The 24,638-nt window shown below is 63.6% G+C and carries 22 protein-coding genes; 14 read left to right on the top strand and 8 right to left on the bottom strand.

Annotation, left to right across the window (positions count from 1 at the left end; translation table 11 throughout):
• Positions 1 to 15: 15 nt before the first annotated feature.
• The 4 genes from FJ527_RS00975 to FJ527_RS00960 all read left to right on the top strand — a co-directional run bounded on the left by FJ527_RS00975 (position 16) and on the right by FJ527_RS00960 (position 3,834).
• Positions 16 to 1,197 (top strand): hypothetical protein, encoded by a 1,182-nt coding sequence (locus FJ527_RS00975; protein ID WP_140821238.1) that lies wholly within the window; start codon positions 16 to 18, stop codon positions 1,195 to 1,197.
• A 295-nt stretch (positions 1,198 to 1,492) separates the two neighbouring features.
• Positions 1,493 to 2,029 carry a hypothetical protein gene (locus FJ527_RS00970; RefSeq protein WP_210241243.1) on the top strand — a complete coding sequence of 179 codons (537 nt, stop codon included), beginning with the start codon at positions 1,493 to 1,495 and terminating at the stop codon, positions 2,027 to 2,029.
• A gap of 79 nt (positions 2,030 to 2,108) precedes the next feature.
• Complete coding sequence (locus FJ527_RS00965) at positions 2,109 to 2,267, top strand: hypothetical protein (protein WP_246677667.1); 159 nt, start codon at positions 2,109 to 2,111, stop codon at positions 2,265 to 2,267.
• Between the two features lie 172 nt (positions 2,268 to 2,439).
• Positions 2,440 to 3,834 (top strand): multicopper oxidase family protein, encoded by a 1,395-nt coding sequence (locus FJ527_RS00960; protein WP_140821236.1) that lies wholly within the window; start codon positions 2,440 to 2,442, stop codon positions 3,832 to 3,834.
• Positions 3,835 to 3,867: 33 nt separating this feature from the next.
• On the opposite strand, the gene FJ527_RS00955 is transcribed toward FJ527_RS00960, so the two are convergent.
• The 3 genes from FJ527_RS00955 to FJ527_RS00945 form a co-directional block, all read right to left on the bottom strand.
• Positions 3,868 to 4,155, bottom strand: coding sequence for a PTS sugar transporter subunit IIB (locus FJ527_RS00955; RefSeq protein WP_015316281.1), 288 nt, complete (start codon positions 4,153 to 4,155; stop codon positions 3,868 to 3,870).
• Between the two features lie 18 nt (positions 4,156 to 4,173).
• Entirely contained in the window at positions 4,174 to 4,635 is a 462-nt protein-coding gene (locus FJ527_RS00950) for a PTS sugar transporter subunit IIA (RefSeq protein ID WP_140821234.1), read from the bottom strand.
• Between the two features lie 71 nt (positions 4,636 to 4,706).
• A complete protein-coding gene (locus tag FJ527_RS00945) occupies positions 4,707 to 6,113 on the bottom strand; it encodes a PTS transporter subunit IIC (protein ID WP_140821232.1) in 1,407 nt (468 codons plus the stop codon).
• 338 nt (positions 6,114 to 6,451) lie between these two features.
• Here FJ527_RS00945 and FJ527_RS00940 point away from each other — a divergent pair, with 338 nt between their 5' ends.
• The 3 genes from FJ527_RS00940 to FJ527_RS00930 are packed head-to-tail and all read left to right on the top strand — an operon-like array spanning position 6,452 to position 8,466.
• Entirely contained in the window at positions 6,452 to 7,786 is a 1,335-nt protein-coding gene (locus tag FJ527_RS00940; protein WP_140821230.1) for an NAD(P)H-dependent oxidoreductase, read from the top strand.
• 45 nt (positions 7,787 to 7,831) lie between these two features.
• Positions 7,832 to 8,074: a type II toxin-antitoxin system VapB family antitoxin gene (locus tag FJ527_RS00935; RefSeq protein ID WP_015316285.1), complete on the top strand. Its 243-nt coding sequence runs from the start codon at positions 7,832 to 7,834 to the stop codon at positions 8,072 to 8,074.
• Positions 8,074 to 8,466, top strand: coding sequence for a type II toxin-antitoxin system VapC family toxin (locus FJ527_RS00930; RefSeq protein ID WP_015316286.1), 393 nt, complete (start codon positions 8,074 to 8,076; stop codon positions 8,464 to 8,466). Before FJ527_RS00935 ends, FJ527_RS00930 begins: the two co-directional genes overlap by 1 nt.
• A 10-nt stretch (positions 8,467 to 8,476) precedes the next feature.
• Here FJ527_RS00930 and proC read toward each other — a convergent pair whose 3' ends face one another.
• Genes proC through FJ527_RS00915 form a run of 3 tightly spaced genes read right to left on the bottom strand, consistent with a single transcriptional unit; the run spans position 8,477 to position 11,648 of the window.
• Positions 8,477 to 9,292 carry a pyrroline-5-carboxylate reductase gene (gene proC / locus FJ527_RS00925; RefSeq protein WP_140821228.1) on the bottom strand — a complete coding sequence of 272 codons (816 nt, stop codon included), beginning with the start codon at positions 9,290 to 9,292 and terminating at the stop codon, positions 8,477 to 8,479.
• Between the two features lie 60 nt (positions 9,293 to 9,352).
• Positions 9,353 to 10,681 carry an O-antigen ligase gene (locus FJ527_RS00920; RefSeq protein ID WP_140821226.1) on the bottom strand — a complete coding sequence of 443 codons (1,329 nt, stop codon included), beginning with the start codon at positions 10,679 to 10,681 and terminating at the stop codon, positions 9,353 to 9,355.
• Positions 10,650 to 11,648 carry a glycosyltransferase gene (locus FJ527_RS00915; RefSeq protein ID WP_140821224.1) on the bottom strand — a complete coding sequence of 333 codons (999 nt, stop codon included), beginning with the start codon at positions 11,646 to 11,648 and terminating at the stop codon, positions 10,650 to 10,652. The genes FJ527_RS00920 and FJ527_RS00915 overlap by 32 nt, the downstream gene beginning before the upstream one ends.
• 171 nt (positions 11,649 to 11,819) lie before the next feature.
• Here FJ527_RS00915 and FJ527_RS00910 point away from each other — a divergent pair, with 171 nt between their 5' ends.
• Genes FJ527_RS00910 through FJ527_RS00900 form a run of 3 tightly spaced genes read left to right on the top strand, consistent with a single transcriptional unit; the run spans position 11,820 to position 14,718 of the window.
• Positions 11,820 to 12,992, top strand: a complete 1,173-nt coding sequence (locus tag FJ527_RS00910; RefSeq protein ID WP_140821222.1) for a glycosyltransferase family 4 protein — start codon at positions 11,820 to 11,822, stop codon at positions 12,990 to 12,992.
• Positions 12,989 to 13,795: a WecB/TagA/CpsF family glycosyltransferase gene (locus FJ527_RS00905; protein WP_015316291.1), complete on the top strand. Its 807-nt coding sequence runs from the start codon at positions 12,989 to 12,991 to the stop codon at positions 13,793 to 13,795. The genes FJ527_RS00910 and FJ527_RS00905 overlap by 4 nt, the downstream gene beginning before the upstream one ends.
• Positions 13,792 to 14,718: a DUF6492 family protein gene (locus FJ527_RS00900; protein ID WP_140821220.1), complete on the top strand. Its 927-nt coding sequence runs from the start codon at positions 13,792 to 13,794 to the stop codon at positions 14,716 to 14,718. Before FJ527_RS00905 ends, FJ527_RS00900 begins: the two co-directional genes overlap by 4 nt.
• A 5-nt stretch (positions 14,719 to 14,723) precedes the next feature.
• Here the strand turns inward: FJ527_RS00900 and FJ527_RS00895 are convergent, their stop codons facing one another.
• On the bottom strand, positions 14,724 to 16,019 hold the full coding sequence (locus tag FJ527_RS00895) for a lipopolysaccharide biosynthesis protein (protein WP_140821218.1): 1,296 nt from the start codon (positions 16,017 to 16,019) through the stop codon (positions 14,724 to 14,726).
• A gap of 200 nt (positions 16,020 to 16,219) precedes the next feature.
• Here FJ527_RS00895 and FJ527_RS00890 point away from each other — a divergent pair, with 200 nt between their 5' ends.
• The 4 genes from FJ527_RS00890 (at position 16,220) to FJ527_RS00875 (ending at position 22,689) form a co-directional block, all read left to right on the top strand.
• Positions 16,220 to 18,811 (top strand): GumC family protein, encoded by a 2,592-nt coding sequence (locus FJ527_RS00890; protein WP_140821216.1) that lies wholly within the window; start codon positions 16,220 to 16,222, stop codon positions 18,809 to 18,811.
• A 179-nt stretch (positions 18,812 to 18,990) separates the two neighbouring features.
• Positions 18,991 to 19,890 carry a bifunctional methylenetetrahydrofolate dehydrogenase/methenyltetrahydrofolate cyclohydrolase FolD gene (gene folD, locus FJ527_RS00885; protein ID WP_140715820.1) on the top strand — a complete coding sequence of 300 codons (900 nt, stop codon included), beginning with the start codon at positions 18,991 to 18,993 and terminating at the stop codon, positions 19,888 to 19,890.
• Positions 19,891 to 19,918: 28 nt separating this feature from the next.
• Complete coding sequence (locus FJ527_RS00880; protein ID WP_032922464.1) at positions 19,919 to 20,917, top strand: GlxA family transcriptional regulator; 999 nt, start codon at positions 19,919 to 19,921, stop codon at positions 20,915 to 20,917.
• Positions 20,918 to 21,030: 113 nt separating this feature from the next.
• A complete protein-coding gene (locus tag FJ527_RS00875; protein WP_140821214.1) occupies positions 21,031 to 22,689 on the top strand; it encodes a VWA domain-containing protein in 1,659 nt (552 codons plus the stop codon).
• Between the two features lie 67 nt (positions 22,690 to 22,756).
• Here FJ527_RS00875 and edd read toward each other — a convergent pair whose 3' ends face one another.
• A complete protein-coding gene (gene edd / locus FJ527_RS00870) occupies positions 22,757 to 24,580 on the bottom strand; it encodes a phosphogluconate dehydratase (protein WP_140821212.1) in 1,824 nt (607 codons plus the stop codon).
• Between the last annotated feature and the right edge of the window lie 58 nt (positions 24,581 to 24,638).

The raw sequence follows: 24,638 nt of genomic DNA, 5'->3' as shown, positions 1-24,638 counted from the left end.
AAAGGGGGCTGAGCGATGCAGCGAACGCTATTGGTAAACTTGACGAGGAATACCTGGCCGCGCGGAAAAGCTCCGCCGCGCAGCTTGCTTCCTGTGACAAAGCAGTTGTCAGTCGATATTTTGGACATGATGGTCCGGATCGGTTCGCTAGCGATACCCGTGACGTCGATGGGGCTTTCGATCAACGCATGGTGGGCTTGGCTTCGATACGCGTCAGCTTTCGCCGATGGGCCGGGATTTCTGCTCAAATCAAGTTATGTCGATTTGGATGCCCATCAAAAGACGATCCTGAGCGACGATTTTGGGATGGGAGTGGCTCTTTCCTACTTAGTGTCCGCGCTAGATCTCCAGACCGTTTTCGACGGCCGCTATTTCGTCCAATTCCTCGCGCCAGCCGTGGGAGCAAAGGCACTTCTGATCGCAAAGAATGGACAGTTCAAGTCACCTGATTTCATAGGTCAGGACAGCTCAGGTCGCTGGCATGCAATCGAGTGTAAAGGAACTCAGACCTCGTCTCAGACGAGGCTGGATCAGATTAAAGCGGGGCGGCTTCAAAAGACGAATGTCGTGCTTCCGCCAGCTGTTCGCGGGCAAAAGCTTATATCTGCGCTCTTGGTCGGACGGACTGGAGGAGGGTTCGAATCGTCTCTGCTAATCGAGGACCCTGAAGGCGATACCCGGTTTCGTGTAAGGAAGGACACTTTGTCCAGCGCCGACGAAGCCGGTCGCCGAGCAACCTTGGCGCGGGCGCTAGGGTTGATTGGTTATCCGGCTATGGCCGCCACCATAGCGGCGCCTTACGGTCAAAATGCCTACGACCGGGAAACATCCGGCGAGGAAGAGCAACTTCGGCTCGAAGTCGTGCAGCGGAAGCGCGCAGCCATCGGCCTGGAGCTCCAAGGGGCGGTTGAGCGCAGTTCCGACCGTTTCGCCACCGCAAATCATATTGGACGAGAGGTAATTCTCTCCGCGCCCGATCCCATAAATACTCCAGAAGGCAGGTTCACGAGGATACGTGCACGGCTCGCCATGCCGCTCCCGATTTTCACGTCGTTACGAGAGAGGCTACAGAATTCCGAGCCGGCCGGGCAGTTGGACGGCATTGGTGTTGCAGGCATCAAAGGGGTATCTGCCGAGACTACCGCCAAGCTAACGATCGGTTCAATTTTTGAGGCTGAGGTCGAACTTCTCCGTTAACGCGACTTGGAGGGGTCGCTGAGGACTGGACGTAAGTACATCCGAATGGTACACAGACTGCAGTCGACGGCGACTGAAAACCGTGGTTTTACAGACTGTTAGTAGCTGGTCAAGCGAGTTCAATCCTCTCTCGCAGCACCAGACACCCTGCAAACAACCGTCTTTCCGGCACGGACAGGCGATGAAGTCACGGCATGCGCCGGAATCCGTGGATTGCCCACGGCGTTTGTTCCCTTTGCGCTACCGGGATGATCTAGTGCCCGTTCCCATTCCGGGCATGGGTGCCGAGGCCATAATGCAGATATTCGAGGCCATCAAGAGCGATCTGTATCGCTATACGCGCAGCATCGACATCGTGACTTGTGCCGGTAGTACCTCCCGAATCGGGGCTTCAACTACATGGTCTGGCACCGGATCGCGGGAGTCGGACAATTCCGTCGTGTGCCGGACAGCCCGTCTCTTCCTCTCGCTGAAGATGAGGAAATTCGGCATACAAATCCCTGTGGAGACCAGCATCGGCCTTGGCTTTTACATCGGCCATGGCGGCCCTTGCGTGGTCCATCATACGGCAACGATCGGCAACAACTCCCAGTATGTGACGATCGGGGCGACGCTTGGCAAATCCGCGTCGATAGGGGACGAGGTCTATATCGGCCCAAACGTGTGCATCGTAGAAGAGGTCACAATCGGCAGCCGCTCGCTTATCGGTGCGGGCGCCGTTGTCACCAGGAATATTCCGGCGGGGAGCACCGCGGTCGGCGTCCCCGCGAGGCCGATCGACAAGGCGCGGCAGCACAATTTCATCACCAATCAATGGCCGCCGGCAATGTGAACAGGCCTATGGTGCTTGCCGGTGGCGCGGCCTCATAGGTCGAACGCAGGCTTCAGCATGACACAATTCGTTAACCAAGATGCTGTTCTTCGACATGACGGGTTGTCGGATGGCTGCCTGTCCGGCTGGTGGCAAGGCGCATCTGCTCGACAAATCGGGCCATGCGCCGTTCTGGGATTCTCCCGGCCGCTTCAACCCGATCTTCGCCCGCTTCCTGGAAAGCGTGGATCAGGCATAGACCCGCCGCAAGGCACCGACCAGCCGCCATCGACCGGAATGTGTCCAGCCCTGCTGGCCTCATTGCACTGACAGGAGGAGGGCGGCCGCGACTGGGCCGTTGGCAAGGCATGCGTGTCCGGCTATGACGGCAAAGTTGCGGAGAGCAGTCAGCTTTTCCGTTGGAGTGCGACATGACCGTATTTACACGCCGCGGACTGCTGAAAACTGCCGCCGTTGCCGGTGCGAGCGGGCTCGGGCTTGCCGCCATGGGCAGGATTGGCGGCTGGGCGGCGTCCGCGCCTGAGCCGGTGGTGCTGCGGACGGCTAAAATCCAGGCGAAGCTGATGGATGTCGGCCAGACCAACAATGTGCTGACTTACGGCAAAGCGGGAATGCCGCCGGTGCTCAGGATGAAAAAAGGCGAACCCTTTGCCGCGCGCCTCGACAATGCCATCGACGATCCGACGACCATCCACTGGCACGGCATTCGCCTGCCGAACAAGATGGATGGCGTGCCCTTCCTGGTGCAGCCTTACGTCTACACCGGCGATCATTTCGACTATGCCTTCACGCCGCCCGACGCCGGCACCTTCTGGTATCACCCGCACTGCAACACGCTGGAGCAGATGGGGCACGGCCTGACCGGCGTGATCGTGGTTGAAAACCCGAACGATCCGGAATTCGACGCCGAGTTTGTCCTCAACCTGCGCGACTGGCGCCTTGGCGACGACGGCCAGTTCATCGACCAGTTCCGGCCGCGCGATGCCGCGAGAACCGGCACTTACGGCACGGTGCGTACCGCCAACTGGCTCGATCAGCCGCAATATGACGCGCCCGCCGGCGGGCTGGTGCGGCTGCGCATCGCCATTACCGATGTCACCCGCATCCATGCCTTTCGCGTCGACGGCGCCGAAGCGATGGTGATGGCGCTGGACGGCAATCCGGTGCCGGAGCGCTTTGCGCCCGATGCCTTGCTGCTTGGACCGGGACAGCGCATGGAACTCGCCATCCGCATGCCCGACGATGAGGGCGCGACCGTCAGCCTGCGGGACGTCAGGGGCACCAAGCCCAAGGTGCTGGCGACGCTGCGCGCGACGGGCAACTCGCTCAAGCGGGACGTTCGCGACGTTGCGCCGCTGGAAGTGAATCCGGTGGCGGAAGTGGATCTCGGCTCGGCCCAGCATATCTCCCTGTCGCTCAGCGCCACGGCGGAGAACGTCCCGAGCGACAGCATCTGCGGTTCGCTCGGCTACAGTTTCTGGGCGATCAACAAGGTGCCGTGGCCGGGCGATACGCCCGATCCAACCGCGCCGCTGGCCGAATTGAAGCTCGGCAGGAGCTATGTCATTGACATGGAGAACCTGACGCCGCAATCGCATCCGATGCATTTGCACGGCATGAGCTTCAAGGTTTTGTCATCCTCGACGCGGCCGGTGCAGCCGTTGATTTCGGACACCTATCTCATCCAGCCCAATGAGAAGGTGAGCCTCGGCTTCGTCGCCGACAATCCCGGCGACTGGCTGCTGCATTGCCACATCATCGAGCACCAGAAATCGGGCATGACGAGTTACGTCAGGGTGGTCTGAGCCGGGCCCACCGAAGGCAGCATTGTCCGCGACCTACTTGCGCAGTTGCGCCTCGATCTCGTCGAGCACCTTGTCCTTGCCGATGCCGGTGAGGAAGGCGAGGCCCTTGATGACCGGCTTGGTCACCGAAGCCGAGATCGGCGTGGTGGCGACGATGAAGTCGACGCTATCGGCGAGCCCCGGCACTTCGGTCGCCTTGGCCTGCTGCGCGTTGAAGGTAAGGCCGCGCATCTTCATCGCCTCGGTGACCGCGACGTTGACCGCAGTCGAGGTGGCGATGCCGGTGCCGCAGGCAAAGAGAATTGTCTTCTGTCGGGCCATCTTTGCTTTCCCTTGATATCAGCCGAGCACGGTGCGCACGTCGTCAAGCGTCCTGGCCGACCTCAAGCCGTCCAATGCATCTGGATTCTGGATCGTGGCCATGACGGACTGCAGCGCTTCAATCTGCTTGTCCTTGTCATTGATCGCAAGCAGGAAGACGAAACCCACCGGCAGCTTCTCGTCGGGGTCTTCCATGTTGGCGAAGATCACCGGCTTTCTCAGCGTGCCCATTGCGATGCCGGGCTTCAGCACATGCTCGGGATCGGTGTGGGGCACCGCGACATTGTCGGCGCGTTCCAGCGGCAATCCTGTCGGGATGGTCGTTTCGCGGCGCACGACCGCGTCGGCATAGGAGCTCTTGACATAGCCAAGGGCCTCGAGCCGTCCCGCCAGGACGCGGATGATCTCCTCATTGGTCGACGCGTCCGACCCGAGCACGATCGCTTCGGGATCCAGAAGCTGCATGAGGGCGTCGGACATGTCTTGCTCCGTCGATAAATCGTGCGCCCGGCGAAGGCGCACGATCGTTTCAGATGAAGGCACGCGTGCGTTCAGGCCGTGCCTTCGGCCGGCTCGTCCTCGGCGCCCGCCGCCCGTTCCCAGCCGAGCGGATTGCGGCGATAGAGCACGAACAGCGCCGCGATGACCACAGCGATCACGACGATGCCGATGAGCCCAAGTCCCTGGATCGCCTCGATGATCACATAGGGTACCCACAGGAAGCCGTCGACCACCGAGGTGATCTGCAAAGCATCCGCTGGCAGTTTGAAGCCCGACGCGACGGCCGCACTGGTGAACAGCGGCGCCAGGGCGTTGGCGACATAGAAGCCGATCGCCAAGGTCACCGTGCCGATCACCACCATGCGGAACACATTGCCCTTGACCAGCGGGGCGGTCATGGCGACGATGAACGGGATGACCGCCAGATCGGCGAACAGGATGACGCGGTTGCCCGGCAGGATCACCGACAGGATGATCGCGATCGGCACCAGGATCAGCGACGACGAGATCGCGGCGGGATGGCCGATCAGGATCGCCGAATCGAGGCCGACGAGAAGCTCGCGATCGCCGGTGCGCTTGCGCACGAACTCCTGCGCCGCGTCGGAAACCGGGATCAGGCCCTCCATCAGGATCTTCACCATGCGCGGCAGCAGCAGCATAACCGCGGCAAGTGTCATTCCGGTGCCCAGCACCTTGGCCAGCACCGTGCCGGGATCGCCGGCATTGTAGAAGGCGATGGCGCCGAGCACGAGGCCGATGATCAGGCCGAGCACGACCGGTTCGCCGAACACGCCGAAGCGGCGCTCGATGGTTTCGGTGTTGATGTTGATGCGGTTGATGCCGGGAATGTGGTCCATGATCCAGTTCAGGATGATGGCGATCGGCAGGATTTGCGCCGAGGCGAGATGCGGCACCGAAATGCCGGGAACGCCGTAGAATTGCTGCACCGCGCGCGCCGACCAATCGGCGAACAGCAGCGACAGCGCCGCAACCAGGGCCGCGATGGCAATGCCGTAGGCCAGATTGTCGATGGCGGCGACGACGAGCGAGCCAACGAAGGCGAAATGCCAGAAATTCCAGACGTCGACATTGAGCGTGCGCGTCATGCGCGTCAGCAACAGCACGATGTTGACCAGGATGCCGACCGGGATGACCCAAAGCCCGACCGAGGAGCCAAAGGCGATGGCGGCCGCCGAGGGCCAGCCGACGTCGATAATGTCGCGATGAATGCCGGTGTTGGTGACGATGGCCTTGGCGACGTCGCCGATCGACGTGAACATCAGGCCAAGCACAAGGTTGATACCGATGAAGGCGACCCCGATGGTGACGGCGGCGCGAAAGGCCTTGCTGACCTTGGCGCCCAAAACCACGGCAATGATGAAAATGACGATCGGCAGCAGGATTGTCGCGCCGAGCGTGTCGATGGCCCCCTTGAGGCCAGCGAGTAGAGTATCCATTCTTCCTCCCCTGGAGCCCCGAGCCTAAAGCTTCGCGGTGCTCCTTTCTCTCAGCCTCTGCCGCCACCTTAGCGCAAAGGCACTCCCCAGATGCCGCGAGACGAGTGCCCCTCCGAGCGGTTGTCTCGATGAACATTTGCCTTTGTTGGCAAACGAATGTTTTATTGAGACTGTTCGCAACAATGTCAATTGGCAAGCCTTTGGGCCAATCGGCCAAGGCGACGACGCTTGTCACGGGCCATTTTCGTTGGAAATCGCCGGTCGCGAGCGGTTTTGTTGGCACAGGGGAATGGTCCCTGCTAATTCGCGTCCAGACCAAGAAGCTGTGGACATCCCGCATGACCAATGTCGCCTTGACCGGGCTTGCCCGCGATCTCGCCAGACGTGCCGCCGAGGGCCGCCCGGTGCGCATCGGCATCATCGGCTCCGGCGAAATGGGCACTGACCTCGTCACGCAAGGCATGCTGATGCCCGGCATTGCGGTTTGCGCCGTCTCGACCCGGCGCCCGCACACCGCGCGTGACGCCATCCGCATCGCCTACGGTGACGAGGCGATGGCGGTCGAAGCCGACACCGCGTCGAAAGTCACCGCGGCGATCGAGGTTGGAAAAATAGCCATCACCTCGAACGAGATGCTGGTCACCAACCCACTGATCGACGTCGTCATCGACGCCACCGGCAAGCCGGGCGTCGCCGCCGATTTCGACCTGATGGCGATGGAGCACGGCAAGCACCTGGTAATGATGAATGTCGAGGCCGACGTCACCATCGGCTGTTACCTCAAGCAGCAGGCCGACCGGCTTGGCGTGGTTTATTCGGTCGGCGCCGGCGACGAGCCGTCGAGTTGCATGGAACTGATCGAGTTCGCGTCCGCACTCGGCCTTACCATCGTCTCGGCTGGCAAGGGCAAGAACAACCCGCTCAACCACGATGCCGTGCCTGACGACTATCGCGAGGAAGCGACCCGCCGCAACATGAACCCGCGCATGCTGGTCGAGTTCGTCGACGGCTCCAAGACCATGGTCGAGATGTGCGCCATCGCCAACGCCACCGGGCTGGTGCCTGACGTGCCCGGCATGCATGGTCCCAAGGCCGACCGCGATGACCTCGTCAAGGTGCTGATCCCGCGCGAGGATGGTGGCCTCCTGCTGAAAAAAGGCGTCGTCGACTACACTATCGGCAAGGGTGTGGCGCCCGGTGTCTTCGTCATCGTCGAGGCGACGCATCCGCGCATCATCGAACGCATGGACGACCTGCATATCGGCCGCGGTCCCTATTACAGCCTGTTCCGGCCCTACCATCTGACCTCACTGGAAGTGCCGCTGACGGCCGCTCGCATCGTGCTGTTCGGCAAGCCCGACATGGTGCCGCTGCCGCGGCCGGTTGCCGAGGTCTGCGCCGTCGCCAAGCGCGATCTCGCCGCCGGCGAGACCTTCGATGCGATCGGCGAGACTTGCTATCGCTCCTGGACCATGACCGTCGGCGACGCGCATTCCCAGCGCGCCGTGCCGGTCGGCCTGCTCGAGGGCGGCAAGGTGCTGAAGCCGGTCAGGAAAGGTGCACTGCTGACCACCGACAATGCAGCGCCAGACCGGACGACCAGTCTGTTCGCGCTGCGCCGCCTGCAAGACGAGATGCTGTACGGAAACAAGCCCGTTGTGGCGCTGTCATGACAGATGCGCTATATTGTAATGGCAGATGACGCCGAGGATCGACCAATGAACCTCCAGATCAGGGACCCGCGTGCACGTGAACTGGCACAGCGGCTCGCCGCCAAACGCAAGATTTCGATGACCGAGGCGGTGATCGAAGCTCTTGAGTCCGAACTGAAACGGGAAAGTGGACGCGCTCCGTTGGCGCAGCGGCTGGCTGCCATCGCCGATGAACTCAAAGCCAGAGCTGGCCAGGGCGGCCGGCCCGTACACAAGGATGAGATCGATGAGATGTGGGGCCACTCCTGATGTTTGTCGACACCTCGGTGGTCGTCGCAATTCTTTCGGGAGAAGGAGATGCTGGCGAGTGGAGCAACCGCATCGCGGTAGCACCTCGCAGGATTACTTCCGCGCTGGTGGTGCTCGAAGCGGCTATGCGGCTTTCAACTATGCTGGCCGTCGAGCCGCTCGTCGCTGAAGTGGCGATAGAGGCTTTTCTGCGCGAGGCCGAAATCGAAATCGTTCCCATCGACGCCGGCGATGCCAAGCTCGCGGTCCAAGCTTTTTCAGACTATGGAAAAGGACGCGGGCATCCCGCCCAACTCAACCTGGCCGATTGCCTGTCCTATGCTTGCGCAAAGGGCCGCGGCTCTGCTCTGCTCTACAAAGGCAACGACTTCTCGCATACCGATCTGGCCTAGGGAGTCTGCTCTATTTCCCTAGTTCGATCGACCGCAGCCGCGCCGCTTCCACCGCTTGCGTGAGGAGATTGGTCAACCGGTCATCGCCCATCAGCACGCCAAGCGCCGCCGCCGTCGTGCCGTTGGGGCTGGTCACCTGCTTGCGCAGCACGGCCGGGTCCTCGCGGCTTTCGGCGGCGAGCGAGGCCGCGCCGTAAACGGTCTGCATGGCGAGCAGCCTGGCGGTCGCCGCCGGCAGGCCGGCCTTCTCGGCGGCCACCGTCAGCGCCTCGATGAAATGGAAGATATAGGCCGGACCCGATCCGGACACGGCGGTCACCGCATCCATAAGGCCCTCGTCATCGATAGTGGCCACTTCGCCGCTGGCCGACAGAAGGTCGGCGACGAAGCGCTTGGCGTCGGCGGAAACCAGGGGATTGGAAAACACCACCATCATGCCCTTGCCGATGGCCGCCGGCGTGTTGGGCATGCACCGCACAACGGGAGCGCGGTTGCCGAGAATGCCCTCGAAGGTGGCGGACGGCGTGCCGGCGGCGATGCTGACGAAAGTGGTGCGTCCATCGCCGAAGCGCTTGTACGCGGCGGTGACGTCGCGAATCACCTGAGGTTTCACCGCGATGACGGCCAGATCGGGCACGGCATCCGCCGGAATGGCCCCGGCATCCGCTGCCGAGCCGCAGCCAAGCGCCACTGCGCGATCGCGCAGCTCGGCATTGGGCTCGACCACGAAAACCGCCGAGGGTGCAAGCTTGCCGGACTTCAGCCAGCCCGAGAGCATGGCGTAACCCATATTGCCGCAACCGGCGAGAACAAGCCTGATCGTCATCGAGAGCCCTCCGAGGAAAGGCCATGACATAGACGCTCGCGGGTCGGTGGGGAAGCCCTCTCAGGACCGCTGAACAGGCGTGCGCACCGCGATCGGCCGCAACGACACTTGCCTGAGGCCCAGCACGCCGAGCACGAAGAACAGCCAGACCGGATCACCGCGATGGAAGAAGAAGCTCTCGAGAAAGGCGTTGAGTGCGGTGAACAGCACTACCATCATGAAGAAATCGCCGAGATAGATGTTCTCCTTGCGCTGCGGAATGCGCATATAGTCGCGCAATGGTGCGATGAGGAAGGTGTAGACCGCCACGCAAAGGGCAGGGATGCCCATCAGCACCGCGATGTCGAGATAGCCGTCATGGCCGTGCACGATGGTCCTGATGTCCCACGGGCGATCGAAGGGTTGGTCCTGGTTGAGCAGCAGCGGCGTGCCCCAGAAGCTCTCATAACCGTAGCCGGTCCACGGCTTCTTCGCCAGCATCGAGCCGGCGAACTCCCACAGTGTCGTCCGGCCGGTATAGGTGAGGTCGGGGAAGTAGATGGCCGCCAGATGCTTCACCGGCGGCAGGAAGACGATGCCCAGCGTGCCGACCGCCGTGGCGATGATCGCCAGCATGAACAGGATCGGCGTACCGAGCCGCATGCCCATCAGACTCGGAAACATCACGATCAGGATCGAGAACGGCACCAGCCCGGCGGTGGTCTTGGAGCCGGTGTGCAGCATGAAGATCATCGCCGCGCAGAAGATACCCGCGCCCCACCAGCGCTGGCCGCGTCGGTAGAGATAAAGCCCGGCGAAGCTGAAGCAGGCCATGATCGGGCCGGCGATGTTCTTGTGGGTGAACACCCCGCGCCACAGGCCGGCATGTTCGGGCTCCTGCGAGTCAGCCGTGTGCATCGCCTCGTGCGGAAAGACGATCAGGCCGAGATAGGACAGGCCCATGACCACGACCGCGGTGAAGATGATGACCCTGGAGAAGGACTCCGCGTCGCGGGGTAGCGCCAGGATCGTCGCCATCGTCAGGATGCCGATCATGGTGAAGGACGCCGCGCGCATTGCCGAGGGCGGATCGGTCGCCAGCACCACGGACAGGAAGAAGAAGCCCAGCATCAGTATCCAGGACGGGCTGAGCAGCGAGCGCACGACGCGCGGATCGGCGAAGGCCAGCAGAGCGAAGATCGAAATCCCGCCGAGCGAGCCGAAGCCGAGCTGATTGACGATGTCGCCCCCTTCGCCGGTGAGTTCGGCGCCGGCCGGCTGGAACGGGCGGAAGGACACCATGATGACGGTGAACAGCAGCGCGGCGATCGCGGTCGCCACGCCACCGCGCGTGAACGCGGCGCTGAGCGGCGCGCGCTCAGTTCTTCTCAGGCTGGCGGTATTGCTCATTGGCATATCCGAATTCGGCCAGCACGCGGCCCAGCGCCACATGGACGGGGTAGATGGCGGCCGCCGGGGATCCCGTGCGCGCCAGCCGCATGATGCCGCGAAGCGGCGAGGCGGCAAGCAGCGCCAGGCTCCTGGCGAATACCTTGGCGCCGGCGAACGGCATGCCGGCGCGCCTCTTCTTTTCCACCAGTGTCGAGATGACACCGTTGCGTAGGCTGCGGGCGCGGATCCAGTCGGTCTCGACGCGCCGGGCCGGAACGGTCTCCCGCACCTTGGCTTCGGCGCACCAGCCCAGCACGAAGCCGCGTTGCGCCGACCGGCTGAGAAAGTCGGAATCGCCGCCGCCCATGAAATTGAATCTGAGATCGAGGAAGGGCGGCCCCATCGCGGTCAGCACGTTGCGCCCGACCAGAAGATTGCCGGACGAATAGAGCGCGGGCACCCGTCCCGTCTCCCGGTAGGGGGGTGCGAAGACGGGATGCTCGGCCCATTTGGCATGGGCAGGATCGGCAAAAACGGGCACCTGCGGGCCGCCGACGATGTCGGCGGCGAGCGTTTCGGCGGCGTGGCACATCCGCTCCAGCCATTGCGGATCGGCGGTCTCGTCATCGTCGATGACCAGAAGATGCTTGAAGTTCGGGAACTGCAGGATCGCCGTCTGCCAGCCGGCATTGTAGGCGCTGCAATTGCCGCGCTCATGCGCGATGATGACCATGCCCGGTATCTCGCCGCGCTCTAACAGCGGCAGCACCGCCTTGGCGCCCTCCCGCGCCTCGGCCTCGTTTTCGATGAGGATGACGGCAAAGCGCCTGTCGGTTTGCTGCGCGCGAAGCGACGCCAGTGTCTCCAGCACCTGTTGCGGCCGCTTGAACGTCGGCAAGGTGACGATCGCTTCGACGGCCTCCACGTCGAGCAGGCGAGATCGTCCCGCGATCGATACCGAACCGTCCAATGGCAAAGGGATCATCCGTGTCCAGCCGCGTCGTGAGTCGCGTTCTGGTAGCACCACGATGATAAGGTTTCGTTAATCACCTTGCACGGAGAGGCCCGCCTGACATGGGTTTTGGGGCGTTGATCGTGCTCGTTTAATCAAGGGTTCACCGCGCTTTGCTACCGGCTACACCACAGGATAGGTAAGATGCATCTGCTGTTCGCCACATCGATCGTGCCCGACGGTGCTCTCGCCTCGGGCTACGAGATAGCCAACGCCGCGATTATCGCCGCCCTGCGGCGCGCCGGCGCGCGCGTCACGGTCATCGGCTTCACCTGGCCCGGAAAAGCCGCGGCCGATCCCGAAAATACCGTGGTGCTGGGGGCGGTCGACGTGCGCACCGAAAGTGCTTCGCCGCTGCAAAAGCTTGTCTGGGTCGGCAAGGCGATGTTTTCAGGCCTGACCTTCGCGTCGGTCAAGTTGCGTGCGGTGTCCAGCCACGATGTTCAGGCCGCCCTCGAACGAGCCGGTCCGTTCGATGGCTATGTGTTGAATTCCGTGCAGTTCGCCGGTGCTTTCGAACGGGTCTTCGAAGACCGGCCTTCGATTTTCGTCGCCCACAATGTCGAGCATCTCTCGGCGCGGGAGAACGCCGTTGCCGCCGCCGGCATTTTCCAGCGCCTGCTGTTTCGGCGCGAGGCAAGGCTGCTCAAACTGGTCGAAGAGCGCCTCTGCCGCCGCGCGCGTTTTGTCTTCACGTTGGCCGAGGAGGATCGCGGGGCACTTGGCGTCGCCTCGGATGATCGTTCGGCGGTGCTGCCGCTGGTGACCGGCGCCACGGCGCCAGTCTGGAACGGCCGGCGCGCGATCGACTGTGACGCGGCCCTGATCGGCACCTGGACCTGGCAGCCGAACCGCATCGGCCTCGACTGGTTCTTGGGCAAGGTGGTGCCGCATCTGCGGCCTGGTTTCCGCATCCGCATAGCGGGTCACATGCCTTCCGGCGTCACCTCCGCGCATCCGGGCGTCGAGTTTGTCGGCCGTGTCGCGGATGCCAGGGCTTTCGTGCGCGGCGCGGCCGTCATCCCGCTGATCAGCACCGCGGGCAGCGGCGTGCAGCTGAAGACCATCGAGACCTTCGAGCTTGGCCTGCCCTCGGTGGCCACCAGCCGGTCGCTGCGCGGTATCGGTCATCGCCCCGACAATTGCGTCGTCACTGACGATCCGGCCGGCTTCGCCAAGGCCCTGGAGGCAGCCGCGGCCGACATCAACGATGTCGATGGCAGCACCTTCCATCGCCGGCAGGTCAAGGCGCTCGACGCCGCGGTTCGTGTCGGTCTCGAAAGAATCGGCGCCGTGCGGCAGGAGGTGTTTGCATGAACATGCACGCCGCCCGTGCCGCGTTCGGCTTTGACAGCCTGAAGGCAATCCTCGGCATCCCGGTGCTGGCGATCCGCTGGGACGATGCGATTGCCTTGCTGAACCGATTGATCGCCGAGCGGCGCTTCACCAAGGTCAGTTTCCTCAACGCCCACAATGCCAATATCGCCCACACCGACCCGGTGTTCGCCGAGGCGCTCGACGATTTCCTCATCCTGCCGGACGGCATTGGCGTCGATCTCGCCGCGAAGCTTCTCTACGGCGCGCCGTTTCCCGACAATCTCAACGGCACCGATTTCGTGCCGGCCTTCCTGCAGGCTTCCAAGAGGCCGCTGACGGTGGGGCTGCTCGGAGCGACCCGTGTCAACGCCGAGGCGGCGTCCGTGAAGCTGGCGGCGCTTGCCGTACAGCACAACTTTGTGGTCATTCACGACGGTTATTTCTCCCCCGCGCAGGAGCCGGAGATCATCGACCGGATCGCCAAGCTACGGCCTGATATGCTGCTGGTCGCGATGGGCGTGCCGCGCCAGGAATTGTGGATTGAACGTCACATCGACGAACGCCATTGCACGCTGCCGATCGCGGTCGGCGCGCTGCTCGATTTCCTGAGCGGCTCGGTGCCGCGCGCACCGCTGTGGATGCGCCGCCTGCGGTTGGAATGGCTGTTCCGCCTGGCGGTCGAGCCCGGCCGGCTCTGGCGCCGCTACGTGGTCGGCAACCCCCTGTTCCTGTGGCGGGTCGTCAAGCAGAAATGGGCGCGCGGCGCCGAAGCCGTCGCAGATGCTCCCGGAGAGTTTCGTTGAACAAGCGGTTCGTCCCAGACCCGCTGGCCGGCCCACGCCTGGTGCCGAACACGCCGACGGCAGCGGTTGTGACGGCAAGCTACGCCCCGGATTTCGAACGCTGCCGACTGCTGTGCGAAACGCTTGACCGGCATGTCTCGGGTGCCGCGCACCACTACATTCTGGTCGAACATCGCGACCTTGCGCTTTTCCGTCAGTTGCAGACCAGCCGCCGTTCGGTCGTCGATGAGCGGGATCTCCTGCCGCGCTGGCTGCGCGCCTTCGACGATCCGCTCAGCTTGTTTCGCCGCCGCGTCTGGCTCAGCCTGAAGACCCAGCCGCTGCGTGGCTGGCACGTGCAGCAGCTGCGCCGTATCGCCATATCGGCCCACGCGGGGGAAGATGTGCTGATCTTCTGCGATTCCGACGTCGCTTTCCTGAAGGCCTTCGATTGCGGTGCCTTTTGGCGAGATGGCAAGGCGCGTTTGTTTCGCCGGGATGGTGTGCTCGCCGATGACGGCCATGACGAGCATCGCTTGTGGTCGCGCAATGCCGGAACGGCACTTGGCATCGATTCGTCCCGGACATCGGTCCATGATTATATCTCGACGCTGATCGCCTGGCGCCGCGACACGGTGCTTGCCATGTGCGGCCGGATCGAAAAGGTCCATGGCCGCGACTGGGTCGAGGTCATCGGCTCGGCGCGCAAATTCTCCGAATGCATGATCTACGGACGCTATGTCGACGATCTGCTGGACGGAGCCGGCCACTTCCACGGTTCGGAAGAATTCTGCCGCGTCCACTGGACGGGCAAGGCGCTGTCGGACGACGAGTTCCGCCGCTTCGTTGCCAGCATGGCGCCAGAGCAGGTGGCAATCGGCATGCAGTCCTTTATCGGCACCGATATAGGCCGGATCCGACGCCTGATCGGGCTTGATCGCTGATTGTCCTAGATTGCCTTGGCCGGTCTGCGCAGCGCCGAATAGGTCAGCAGCATGGACGCGAGGTAGAGCAGCAGGAAGACGATGTTGAGCGACAGCACCAGATCAGATGTTTCGGAAATGGTGGTCAGCACATAGATTAGCAGCAGCGCCTTGAGGGCGGCGAGCAGGCCGAGATTGAGCGCTCGCACCAGCGTCTGGCCGCGCGCGAAAAGAAGCTCGGCCTGGTATTCGACCAGATTGCGCAGTCCAGGCACGCAGATCGCCAGCGCCACCAGGGGGGCGGCCTCGGAAACATTCCTGCCGAGCGCGTTGGGAAAGAAATGCAGCACGATGCCAAGCGCTGCCAGCGCCAGCGTTGAAACGAGGAACACGCCGCCCTCGATGCCGCTCTTTATCGCAAGGCGCGACAGCAGCTCCGGCGCGCGCATCATGCGCTGCACGAGCATCATGGAGAAGGTACGGATGGGGATCGCCGTCAGGTCGACGAGCCGCATGATGATGGCATAAATGCCGGCCAAATGCGGGCCGCCGATCGCCAGCACCAGCAGCTTGTCGAATTCCGATTGCAGGTAGAACAGCACCTCGGCGCCGGCCACATAGATGGAATCGGCGAGCCGCCGCAGATAGAGTTCGATGCGCAGCCGCAGCCGCTGGCGTGGATAGAACCAGCCGAAAGCCAAAAGCAGCGAGGCGGCGTTGGCCCCTATGTAGAACCACGACCACATCCAAATGTCATGCTGTGGCGAGACCATGAACAACACCGCGCCAAGCGCCCGCAGTGCGGTGGCCAGGATCGCCAGCACGGCTGCACGGCCGAATTTGCCCAGCCCGTTGTTGACGATCAGCGCCACTTCCACCGGCCGCCACAGCAGCGCCTCGGCAAAAACGATCGCCGTGAATACCGACAGCGGCACGGTGCCGGCAAAGAAGATCAGGTAGACGCCGAACGAGGCCACGGCCAAAAGCGGCAGCGAGACGGCGCCGAGCAGCAGGAAACCCGCCGTGAACGTGCCGATCAGATTGGGGCGGATGGTGGCGGTGCGGTAGAGTGCCGAAATGAAACCGAAGGCGAGAAGCCTCGACAGCATGACGCCGGCCGCCGAGGCGGTGGCGAACATGCCGAACTCTGCGATCGACAGCGTATTGGCGAGCGCGATGAAATAGGCGAGTGAAAACACCAATCGCCCGCCGGCGCCGCTGATCGCCGAAAAATAGTCGCGCACCAGCCCCCGCCGTTCGGCCATCAAGGTGCCGATCCGCGCGAAGGTCCGCCTTTGCGGTATGTCGCTGGCCTCAGTCATACGTCGAGGAAAATGCATAGGCTGGAAAGTTTAACGCGCCGTTCTGAAGCTTTCAGCTGTGTTGAAAATTGTTGCAACCATGGCGTGAATTCTTGCCGTCCTCTTTCGAAAATTAACCTTTTGTTTCCTATGCCTGTTTAGCGTGACTTAACGAATGGCCGACCGCCGCTGCCAAGCGGCCAAGAGTAAAGCTCCACGACATGGTCGACAGGGAAAACCGTGAAGACTGGAAGCGCGAGCGCTCGTTGCTGGCGCTTGGCGAAGCCGTGCGTGGCGAGGACGATGCTTCGCTGGTCTCGATTGGAGATCGCGCGGACCCTTCGTGGCGCGAGGATGCCGCCACGCGCCATCGCCTGGCTCGTTCCCGTCGCGAGACGAAGGCGAGCCCGCCTCGGTCGGCAGCCGATAGCGCCGAACGGTCTCGCCTGGACGAGGAGCAGCCGTTTGAATCCGACGGCGCCTGGCATTCGCGGGGGGAAACCGGCACCGGCGATTTGCCACCCGACATGCCGCCAGCAAGGCCCGCCCCGGAGGAACCTTCGGGCACGGGTGGCGCCCATGATGCAATCGGGTCCCGCGCTACGGGCAGAGCCGACCCGTCCTCCAATGGCGGGGCGGACAGTCAGCAGTGGAAGCCGCTGATCGATCCGATGCTGGTCGTTCGCGGCGTTGCCAGGTCGAAGCTGCTGATCGTTGCGACCACGATACTGGGCGCTGGACTTGGCGTTGCCATCGCCTTGTCGATGCCGAAGAAATACGAAGCCACGACCGAACTGATCATCGAGCCGGGTGACCTGAAGCTCTCCGACCGCGATCTCACCCAACCGGTAGGCCAGCCCGATGCCGCGCTGGCCGTCGTCGAAACCCGGATCAAGATGCTCACCTCGGGCACCGTTCTCGATCAGGTCGTCAAGAATCTCAACCTCGTCAACGACCCGGAATTCAATGGCCAGGGCTCCGGCGGCCTCGGCGTCATGTCGCTCATCCGCTCGATCGTGTCACGCAACGATGGGCCGGGCGGCGTCGATGAGGTTCGCCGCCAGGCTCTGGCTGTCGGCAATCTGGCCAAGAGCCTGTCGGTCGAACGCAGCGGCAAGACTTTTGTCATTTCCGTCAGCGCCGTAACCCAGAACGGCGACAAATCGGCGCTCATTGCCAATACGACGAGAACCGTCTTCCAGCAGGAAGCCGCCAAATACCAGTCCGACATGGCCGGACGCGCGACGAACGAGTTGACGTCCAAGCTCGACGATCTGCGCAAGGGGGTCGAGGCGGCCGAGCGCAAGGTCGAGGATTTCAGGGCCACGCATGGCCTGGTCGACGCGCAAGGCCATCTGATCAGCGACGATCAAATGCTCAAGCTCAACGAGCAGCTCTCGGTCGCCCGCGCCCGCACGCTGGAACTCAATGCCCGGGCGGCGTCGGCGCGTTCGCTGGACGTCAATTCCGTTCTGACCGGCACGTTGCCTGAAGAGATCAACTCCAACGCCATGAGCGATCTGCGCTCGCAATATGCAACGCTGAAGCAGGAGGCCGATCGTGCCGCGGTCCGGCTGGGACCGCGGCATCCAGAACTCCAGGCCCTCGACGCCCAGATCGCCGGCGCGCGCGAGCGCATCGCGGCCGAACTGCGCCGCATCGCCTCTTCGCTGCAGGTCGACTTGAAGCGCGCGGTTCAGCTCGAACAGGATCTCGCTTCCCGGCTGGCCCAGGCAAAGGTCCAAAGCGGCGACGTCAACAGCGACCTGGTTGTCCTGCGGGAACTGGAGCGCGAGGCCACAGCCAAGCGTTCCGTCTACGAACAATATCTCCTGCGCGCCAAGGAGACTGGTGAACAGACGGGCATCAACACGACCAACATCAATGTGATCACTCCCGCCCAGGCCCCCCTCGAGCCAAATGGACCCTCACGAGCCTTGGTGGCGCTGGCCGGCCTGCTGCTTGGCCTTGCTTCCGGTGTTGGCCTCGGCGCTCTGCGTGGCACCTATGACAGCCTGCGCGAGACGGCAAGCGCGCGCTCACGCCGCGAGCGCAAGGTGGACGAACGCAAGTTGGCTGACCAGAGAGCGCCTCGCGAGGAGCAGGCATTCCGGGCGGAGCCTCCGCCAGAGCCACCGATGGCGGCAGCGCCTGTGCCGCCGCCGCCCGCACCACCGCCGCCGGTCACGCGGACCGAGGCCGCTCCCGCCGAAAGCTCCGGGAGGATCGGCGCACTTATGTCGAGAATGCGCAAGGCCATGTCCCGCAAGCCGTCCGCCGAAGCCGACGACGACATCTCCAGCGGGTTCGGCCTGCCCGCCTTCGCCGACAACGGACGGCCTGTCAACGCTCCGCTATTTCCTGGCCATCCGGAGTCCGGTTTCGGGCCTCGGCAGGCGGCCGGCCTGGATTATTCGCAGTCACCCTTCCAGCCGGGCCCCGATGCGGGGTATGGGCAGCGGATGACCTTGCCTTCGCGCTCGCCCCTGATGCCGCAACAGGCAACGTACCCGGCTCCCCCGTTTCCGTCCTCTCCCTATGCACAGCCGTTGGGCTACCCCCAGGCGCAGCCCTGGTCGCAAGCGGGCCATCCCTCCACGCAAAGCTCAGCGGGACCTTATGCGGCGCAGATGCCGTATCCGCCGCCGCCCGCTCCTCCGGCGCAGCCACCGGCCGCCCCGCCCGCGAGGCCGACCCCGGTCGAGGAGGGTGGCGAACAAGCATCGGTCGAAGAGATCCGCGCCAGCCTGCGTGAATTCCGCGAAGCGGTCCGCGAACTCACGGAAAACCGCACCCGCCGCCGCTACTTCTGAACCATCAGATAGGCTGCGGAGGCCGAACAAAACCGTGCCGGTTTCGCGTAAACGGCATGGGAAGGCGCTTTGACGGGATTGCGAGCTTGTATTTTCGTGACAATGCCGCGCTGCAGATTGCCTGCGCCGCGGCATTATGTTCTCGAAGCGGCGTTGGGCGGAACGATGTTGAGGGTGGCATGGCCGAAGTGATTGACGGAAAAAGCGTTGCCGAAGACGTGGTGCGGACGGTCAAGGCGCTGACCGCCGAGCTGGTCGCCAAAGGCAAGGCCAAGCCAGGCCTGGCCGTGGTCATCGTCGGCGAGGATCCGGCGAGCCAGGTCTATGTCGCCTCCAAATCCCGCACCGCCAAGGAATGCGGCTTTCATTCGCTTCAGCACACGCTGCCGGCGGAAACGTCCCAAGAGGCGCTGCTCAAGCTCATCGCCGAACTCAACGCCGATCCTGAAATCAACGGCATCCTGGTCCAGCTTCCGCTGCCAGCCCATGTCGATGCCGGCAAGATCATCCAGGCGATCGCGCCGCACAAGGACGTCGACGGGTTCCATTTTATCAATGTCGGCAAGCTCGGCACCGGTGAACTCGACACGGCCTTCGTTCCCTGCACGCCCGCCGGCTCGATGCTTTTGATCGAGCGCGTGCGCGGCAAGGACCTGTCCGGCCTCAACGCCGTCGTCGTCGGCCGCTCCAACATCGTCGGCAAGCCGATGGCCAATCTGCTGCTTGCCGCCAACTGCACCGTCACCATCGCGCACAGCCGCACCAAGGACCTGCCGGCGCTTGCCCGCACGGCCGACATCCTGGTCGCCGCTGTCGGCAGGCCGGAAATGATCAGGGGTGACTGGGTTAAGCCTGGCGCCACCGTCATCGATGTCGGCATCAACCGCATTCCCGCGCCCGAGAAAGGCGAGGGCAAGTCGCGTCTCGTCGGCGATGTCGCCTATGCCGAAGCGGCCAGGGCGGCCGGTGCGATCACTCCGGTGCCCGGCGGTGTCGGGCCGATGACCATTGCCATGTTGATGGCCAATACGTTAGCTTCGGCCTACCTTGCGGCCGGATTGAAGCGGCCTTCCTTCTGAGCCCGGGTTGACCCTGAAAGCCGCAGCTTTGCCGAACCCCACTATTTCCCCGGAACGGCCGGTCACGAATGATCCCGTTCAAGGCGGCCGGCAGTTCGCCTTCCTGCTGGTCGACAAGTTTTCCATGTTCTCGCTGGCCGCTGCGATCGATACCTTCCGGTCGGCGAACCGCCTGCTTGGCCGTGACTTCTACGGCTGGACAACTGTGTCGGCCGATGGTGACCCGGTGATGGCTTCCAACGGCCTGCCGCTTAAGATCGACTACGCCGTCGCCGACCTGCCGCCGGTCGATATTCTCTTCGTCTCGGTCGGCTTGACGACAGAATTTCCGGGCAAGAGCAAGGTTCTGGCCGCCTTGCGCAGCTGGGGCCGGCGCGGCAACGCGCTTGGTGCCTTGTCGGTCGGATCCTACCTGCTGGCCGAGGCCGGCCAGCTCGAAGGCTATCGCTGCACCATCCATTGGGAAAACCGCGCCGGCTTCGTCGAGCGCTTTCCCGACATCAACTGCACGGGCAACGTCTTCGAGATCGACCGCAAACGCTACACCTGCGCCGGCGGCACCACCTCGATCGATCTGATGCTGGAGATCGTGCGTGGCGATTTCGGCTCCAACCTCGCCAATGGCGTCGCCAACCAGTTCCAGCACGAGCGCATCCGCTCCGCCGGAGACCGCCAGCGCGTCGGGCCGGAACGTGACCTCACCGGTAAGTCGGAGAAGTTGCGACGCATCGTCGAACTGATGGCCGACCATCTCGATGAGCCGCTGTCAGCGGTACAGCTCGCCAAGTCGGCGGGCCTCTCGGTGCGCCAGGTGGAGCGGCTGTTCCTGCGCCATCTCAACGTCACGCCCGGACGCTACTATATGCGGCTGCGGCTGGAGCGGGCGCGCGAATTGCTGCGCCAGACCAACATGCCGATCCTCGACGTGGCGATCGCGACCGGCTTCACCTCGCATTCCTATTTTGCCCAGAGCTATCGGCTGCAGTTTGGCCGCCCGCCCTCGGAAGAGCGCCGCACGACATACTGAATTGGGTACGCACGGGCCCTATGCGAGCTATCGTTGATAGCGGTGGCTTGTGTCCCTGCACGCGCTCAAATAGCTTCGGCCAGCGGACGGGGTGGCTAACTCAGGAGATTTCGATGGCGATACTTGCGCGGAGCGTCGCTGCGGCGATCCTCCTTTTGTCGACGACGACATTCGGCTTTGCCGCCAACAAGGTCATCATCATCCTCGACGCGTCGGGATCGATGTGGGCGCAGATCGACGGAAAGCCCAAGCTGGAAATCGCCCGCGAATCGCTGAGGACCGTGCTTCAATCGGTTCCCGCCGACGACGAGATCGGCTTCATGGCCTATGGCCATCGCGAAAAAGGCAGCTGCGACGACATCCAACTGATCGTGCCGCCCCAGGCGGGCTCGGCAAGCGCCATCTCGGCAGCCGCCGACAGCATGAAGTTCCTCGGCAAGACGCCGCTGACGGCAGCCGTCAAGCAGGCGGCCGAAGCGCTGAATTACACCGAGGACAAGGCAACTGTCGTTCTTATCACCGATGGGCTGGAAACGTGCGGCGGCGACCCTTGTGCGCTGGGCAAGGAACTCGAAGCCTCCGGCGTCGATTTCACCGCCGACGTCGTCGGCTTCGGCCTGACCGCCGACGAAGGTAAGCAGATTGCCTGCCTCGCCGACAATACCGGCGGCAAATACATCCAGGCTTCCGATGAGAAGGCGCTGCAGGAGGCGCTGGTCGAGACCGTCGCGGCACCGGCGCCCGAGCCAGCACCGGCCCCCGCTCCGGCACCAGCGCCCGAGCCGGCGAAGCCCGAGTTCAATTTCATGCCGACCGTGGTGCTGGCCGAGGGCGGCGATCCTGTCACCGACGGCAATGCCTGGGAAGTCTACAAGGCCAAATCGGACGGCACGCGCGGCGACAACGTCACCACCGAATACGGCGACTACAAAGCCAATCTGGAACCGGGCGACTACATCGTCGTCGCGCGCGACGGTGAGGCCAAGACGGAGCAGAAGATCAAGATCGAGGCGGGCCAGGTCTACAAGCCGCTGTTCACCTTGAATGCCGGCACACTCATCCTGCATCCGCGTCCGAGCCAAGGTGCCGATGTGGCCAGCGGGGCGGCTGTCGTGATCGCCTATCCGGGCGTCGACAACCCTCCGACCTATTATGGAGACACGAAAGTCGTGTTGCCGGCCGGCGACGAGAAAGTGACCGTCACGATCGGGCAGGGCGTGGTCACCGAAACGATCCCGCTCGCCGCGGGCAGGGTGATCGACAAGGACATCATCGTCGGCGTCGGCCATGTCGTTGCCAACGCATACTATGTGGCCGGCGGCGACAAGGCTGACGGTTCAGGCATCGGCTTCAAGGTGCTCAAGGCCAAGAAGAAGATCGATGGCACCCGCGACGAGGTCACCTATGCCTATGGCCCCGACAGCAAGTTCGATCTGCCGCCCGATGACTATGTGCTGATCGCGACGGTCGATCTCGCCATCGTGGAACAGCCTTTCAGCGTCAAGGTCGGCGAGTTCCAGGACCTCAAGGTCGCCATGAATGCCGGCGTGCTGGCAATCACGGCGCCCGGCACCTCCAAGATCGAGATCTTCGAGACGAAGAAGGACATCAATGGCAATCGCAAGTCGATCGGCTATGCCTATGACGAGAAGTATCAGGCCGCGATAGCGGCCGGCGATTACGCCGTGGTTTCGGAGAAGTCGGACAACAGCAAGAAGGAAGGCGCCGTGACCGTGAAGGCCGGAGAGCGGGTTGAACTGACGGTGCAATAAGGATTGCGATTTCGACCGGCAAAAAGGGCGGCCACGAGCCGCCCTTTTTCATGCCGGACAGAATGCGTCAGGCAGTGCCGAACGCGCTGGCGCCGTGATCGGCGCGGCCCACCAATTGGCGGAAGCCGGCGAACAACTCGCGTCCAAAGCCGAATTCATTGCCGATGAGATCGACTTCGGCCGTGCGGCGCAACGCGAATTCGGTGCCTGGCACCAGCACTTCCAGCGTGCCGGCATCGGCGTCGAGGCGGATGATGTCGCCGTCATGGATCCGCGCGATCGGCCCGTCCTCGACCGCTTCCGGCGTCACATGGATTGCCGCCGGCACCTTGCCGGAGGCGCCCGACATGCGCCCGTCGGTGACCAGCGCGACGCGCTGGCCGCGATCCTGCAGGATGCCGAGCACGGTGGTCAGCTTGTGCAGTTCCGGCATGCCGTTGGCCTTCGGACCCTGGAAGCGGATAACGGCGATGAAGTCGCCGGTGAGTGTGCCCGCCTTGAAGGCGTCGTTCAGCCCCTGCTGGCTGTCGAACACCTTGGCCGGCGCTTCGATGATACGCCGCTCCGGTTTGACGGCCGATGTCTTGATGACGGCGTGGCCGAGATTGCCCGCCAAAACCTTCAGGCCGCCCGTCGCCTGGAAGGCCTTGTTGAACGGCGCCAGCACCTTTTCGTCGCCGCTTGCGCGCGGCGAAGCCTCGCGCAGCACGCCGCCGTCGGCGCCGAGCTTTGCCTCGACCGCATAGGGCCGCAGGCCTTCGCCCCACACCGTCTGCACATCCTCGTGCAGGACGCCTTCGTCGAGCAGTTCGCGGATCAGGAAGCCGAGGCCGCCGGCGGCATGGAAATGGTTCACGTCTGCAAGCCCGTTCGGATAGACACGTGCCAACAGAGGCACCGCTTCCGAGAGGTCGGAAATATCCTGCCAGGTCAGCGCGATGCCGGCGGCGGCCGCCATGGCGATCAGGTGGATGGTGTGGTTGGTCGAGCCGCCGGTGGCATGCAGGCCGACGACGCCATTGACGAACGAACGTTCGTCGATCATCCGTCCGACCGGCGTATAGGCGTTGCCGAGCGCGGTGATCGCCAGCGCCCGTTTCGTCGCTTCGCGGGTCAAGGCGTCGCGCAGCGGCGTGCCGGGGTTGACGAAGGACGCGCCCGGCGTGTGCAGGCCCATGATCTCCATCAGCATCTGGTTGGAGTTCGCCGTCCCGTAGAAGGTGCAGGTGCCCGGGCCGTGATACGACTTGGACTCGGCTTCCAGGAGTTCGGCGCGTCCTGCCTTGCCCTCGGCATAGAGCTGGCGGACCTTGGCCTTTTCATCGTTGGGCAGGCCCGTCGTCATCGGGCCGGCAGGAATGAACACCGCCGGCAGATGGCCGAAGGTCAATGCGGCGATCACCAGACCCGGGACGATCTTGTCGCAGACGCCGAGATAGACGGCGGCGTCGAACATGTTGTGCGACAGGCCGATCGCGGCTGCCATGGCGATCACGTCGCGCGAAAACAGCGACAGCTCCATGCCGGGCTGGCCTTGGGTGACGCCATCGCACATCGCCGGCACGCCGCCGGCCACCTGGGCGAGGCCGCCCGCCTCGCGCGCGGCCTCCTTGATCAGGGCAGGGAAGGTCTCGAAGGGCTGATGCGCCGACAGCATGTCGTTGTAAGAGGTGATGATGCCGAGATTGGGCACCTTGTCGGCACCTAGCGCCAGCTTTTCCGAGGGGCTGCAGACCGCGAAGCCATGGGCAAGGTTGCCGCAGGACAGCACCGACCGGTTGGCGGTCTGGTTCGACGCTTCGGCGATACGGCTGAGGTAGCGCTCCCGGCCCGGTTTGGAGCGCTGGCGTATCCGTTCGGTGATGGCTTCGATGTCGCGTCTTGCGGTCATGGGATCAGGTCCTTTCAGGCGAGGTCCCGGAAACATCCTCCCGCCGTTGCCGGGACCA

Origin of the sequence: Mesorhizobium sp. B2-4-18 (assembly GCF_006441385.1) — a bacterium.
Lineage (GTDB): Bacteria > Pseudomonadota > Alphaproteobacteria > Rhizobiales > Rhizobiaceae > Mesorhizobium > Mesorhizobium australicum.
Note: the sequence above shows the minus strand (reverse complement) of the source record. Positions and strands in the feature narration are given on the sequence as shown.

Excerpts from the sequence above, each read along its gene's own strand:
- FJ527_RS00945 (WP_140821232.1), bottom strand. The coding sequence starts at position 6,113 with ATGGATACTCTACTCGCTGGCCTCAAGGGGGCCATCGACACGCTCGGC.
- FJ527_RS00915 (WP_140821224.1), bottom strand. The coding sequence starts at position 11,648 with ATGATCCCTTTGCCATTGGACGGTTCGGTATCGATCGCGGGACGATCT.
- FJ527_RS00905 (WP_015316291.1), top strand. The coding sequence starts at position 12,989 with ATGAACATGCACGCCGCCCGTGCCGCGTTCGGCTTTGACAGCCTGAAG.
- FJ527_RS00930 (WP_015316286.1), top strand. The coding sequence starts at position 8,074 with ATGTTTGTCGACACCTCGGTGGTCGTCGCAATTCTTTCGGGAGAAGGA.
- FJ527_RS00875 (WP_140821214.1), top strand. The coding sequence starts at position 21,031 with ATGGCGATACTTGCGCGGAGCGTCGCTGCGGCGATCCTCCTTTTGTCG.
- FJ527_RS00955 (WP_015316281.1), bottom strand. The coding sequence starts at position 4,155 with ATGGCCCGACAGAAGACAATTCTCTTTGCCTGCGGCACCGGCATCGCC.
- FJ527_RS00890 (WP_140821216.1), top strand. The coding sequence starts at position 16,220 with ATGGTCGACAGGGAAAACCGTGAAGACTGGAAGCGCGAGCGCTCGTTG.
- FJ527_RS00935 (WP_015316285.1), top strand. The coding sequence starts at position 7,832 with ATGAACCTCCAGATCAGGGACCCGCGTGCACGTGAACTGGCACAGCGG.
- FJ527_RS00895 (WP_140821218.1), bottom strand. The coding sequence starts at position 16,019 with ATGACTGAGGCCAGCGACATACCGCAAAGGCGGACCTTCGCGCGGATC.
- FJ527_RS00960 (WP_140821236.1), top strand. The coding sequence starts at position 2,440 with ATGACCGTATTTACACGCCGCGGACTGCTGAAAACTGCCGCCGTTGCC.
- FJ527_RS00950 (WP_140821234.1), bottom strand. The coding sequence starts at position 4,635 with ATGTCCGACGCCCTCATGCAGCTTCTGGATCCCGAAGCGATCGTGCTC.
- FJ527_RS00975 (WP_140821238.1), top strand. The coding sequence starts at position 16 with ATGCAGCGAACGCTATTGGTAAACTTGACGAGGAATACCTGGCCGCGC.
- FJ527_RS00910 (WP_140821222.1), top strand. The coding sequence starts at position 11,820 with ATGCATCTGCTGTTCGCCACATCGATCGTGCCCGACGGTGCTCTCGCC.
- proC (WP_140821228.1), bottom strand. The coding sequence starts at position 9,292 with ATGACGATCAGGCTTGTTCTCGCCGGTTGCGGCAATATGGGTTACGCC.
- FJ527_RS00920 (WP_140821226.1), bottom strand. The coding sequence starts at position 10,681 with ATGAGCAATACCGCCAGCCTGAGAAGAACTGAGCGCGCGCCGCTCAGC.
- FJ527_RS00940 (WP_140821230.1), top strand. The coding sequence starts at position 6,452 with ATGACCAATGTCGCCTTGACCGGGCTTGCCCGCGATCTCGCCAGACGT.
- edd (WP_140821212.1), bottom strand. The coding sequence starts at position 24,580 with ATGACCGCAAGACGCGACATCGAAGCCATCACCGAACGGATACGCCAG.
- FJ527_RS00970 (WP_210241243.1), top strand. The coding sequence starts at position 1,493 with ATGCAGATATTCGAGGCCATCAAGAGCGATCTGTATCGCTATACGCGC.
- FJ527_RS00965 (WP_246677667.1), top strand. The coding sequence starts at position 2,109 with ATGCTGTTCTTCGACATGACGGGTTGTCGGATGGCTGCCTGTCCGGCT.
- folD (WP_140715820.1), top strand. The coding sequence starts at position 18,991 with ATGGCCGAAGTGATTGACGGAAAAAGCGTTGCCGAAGACGTGGTGCGG.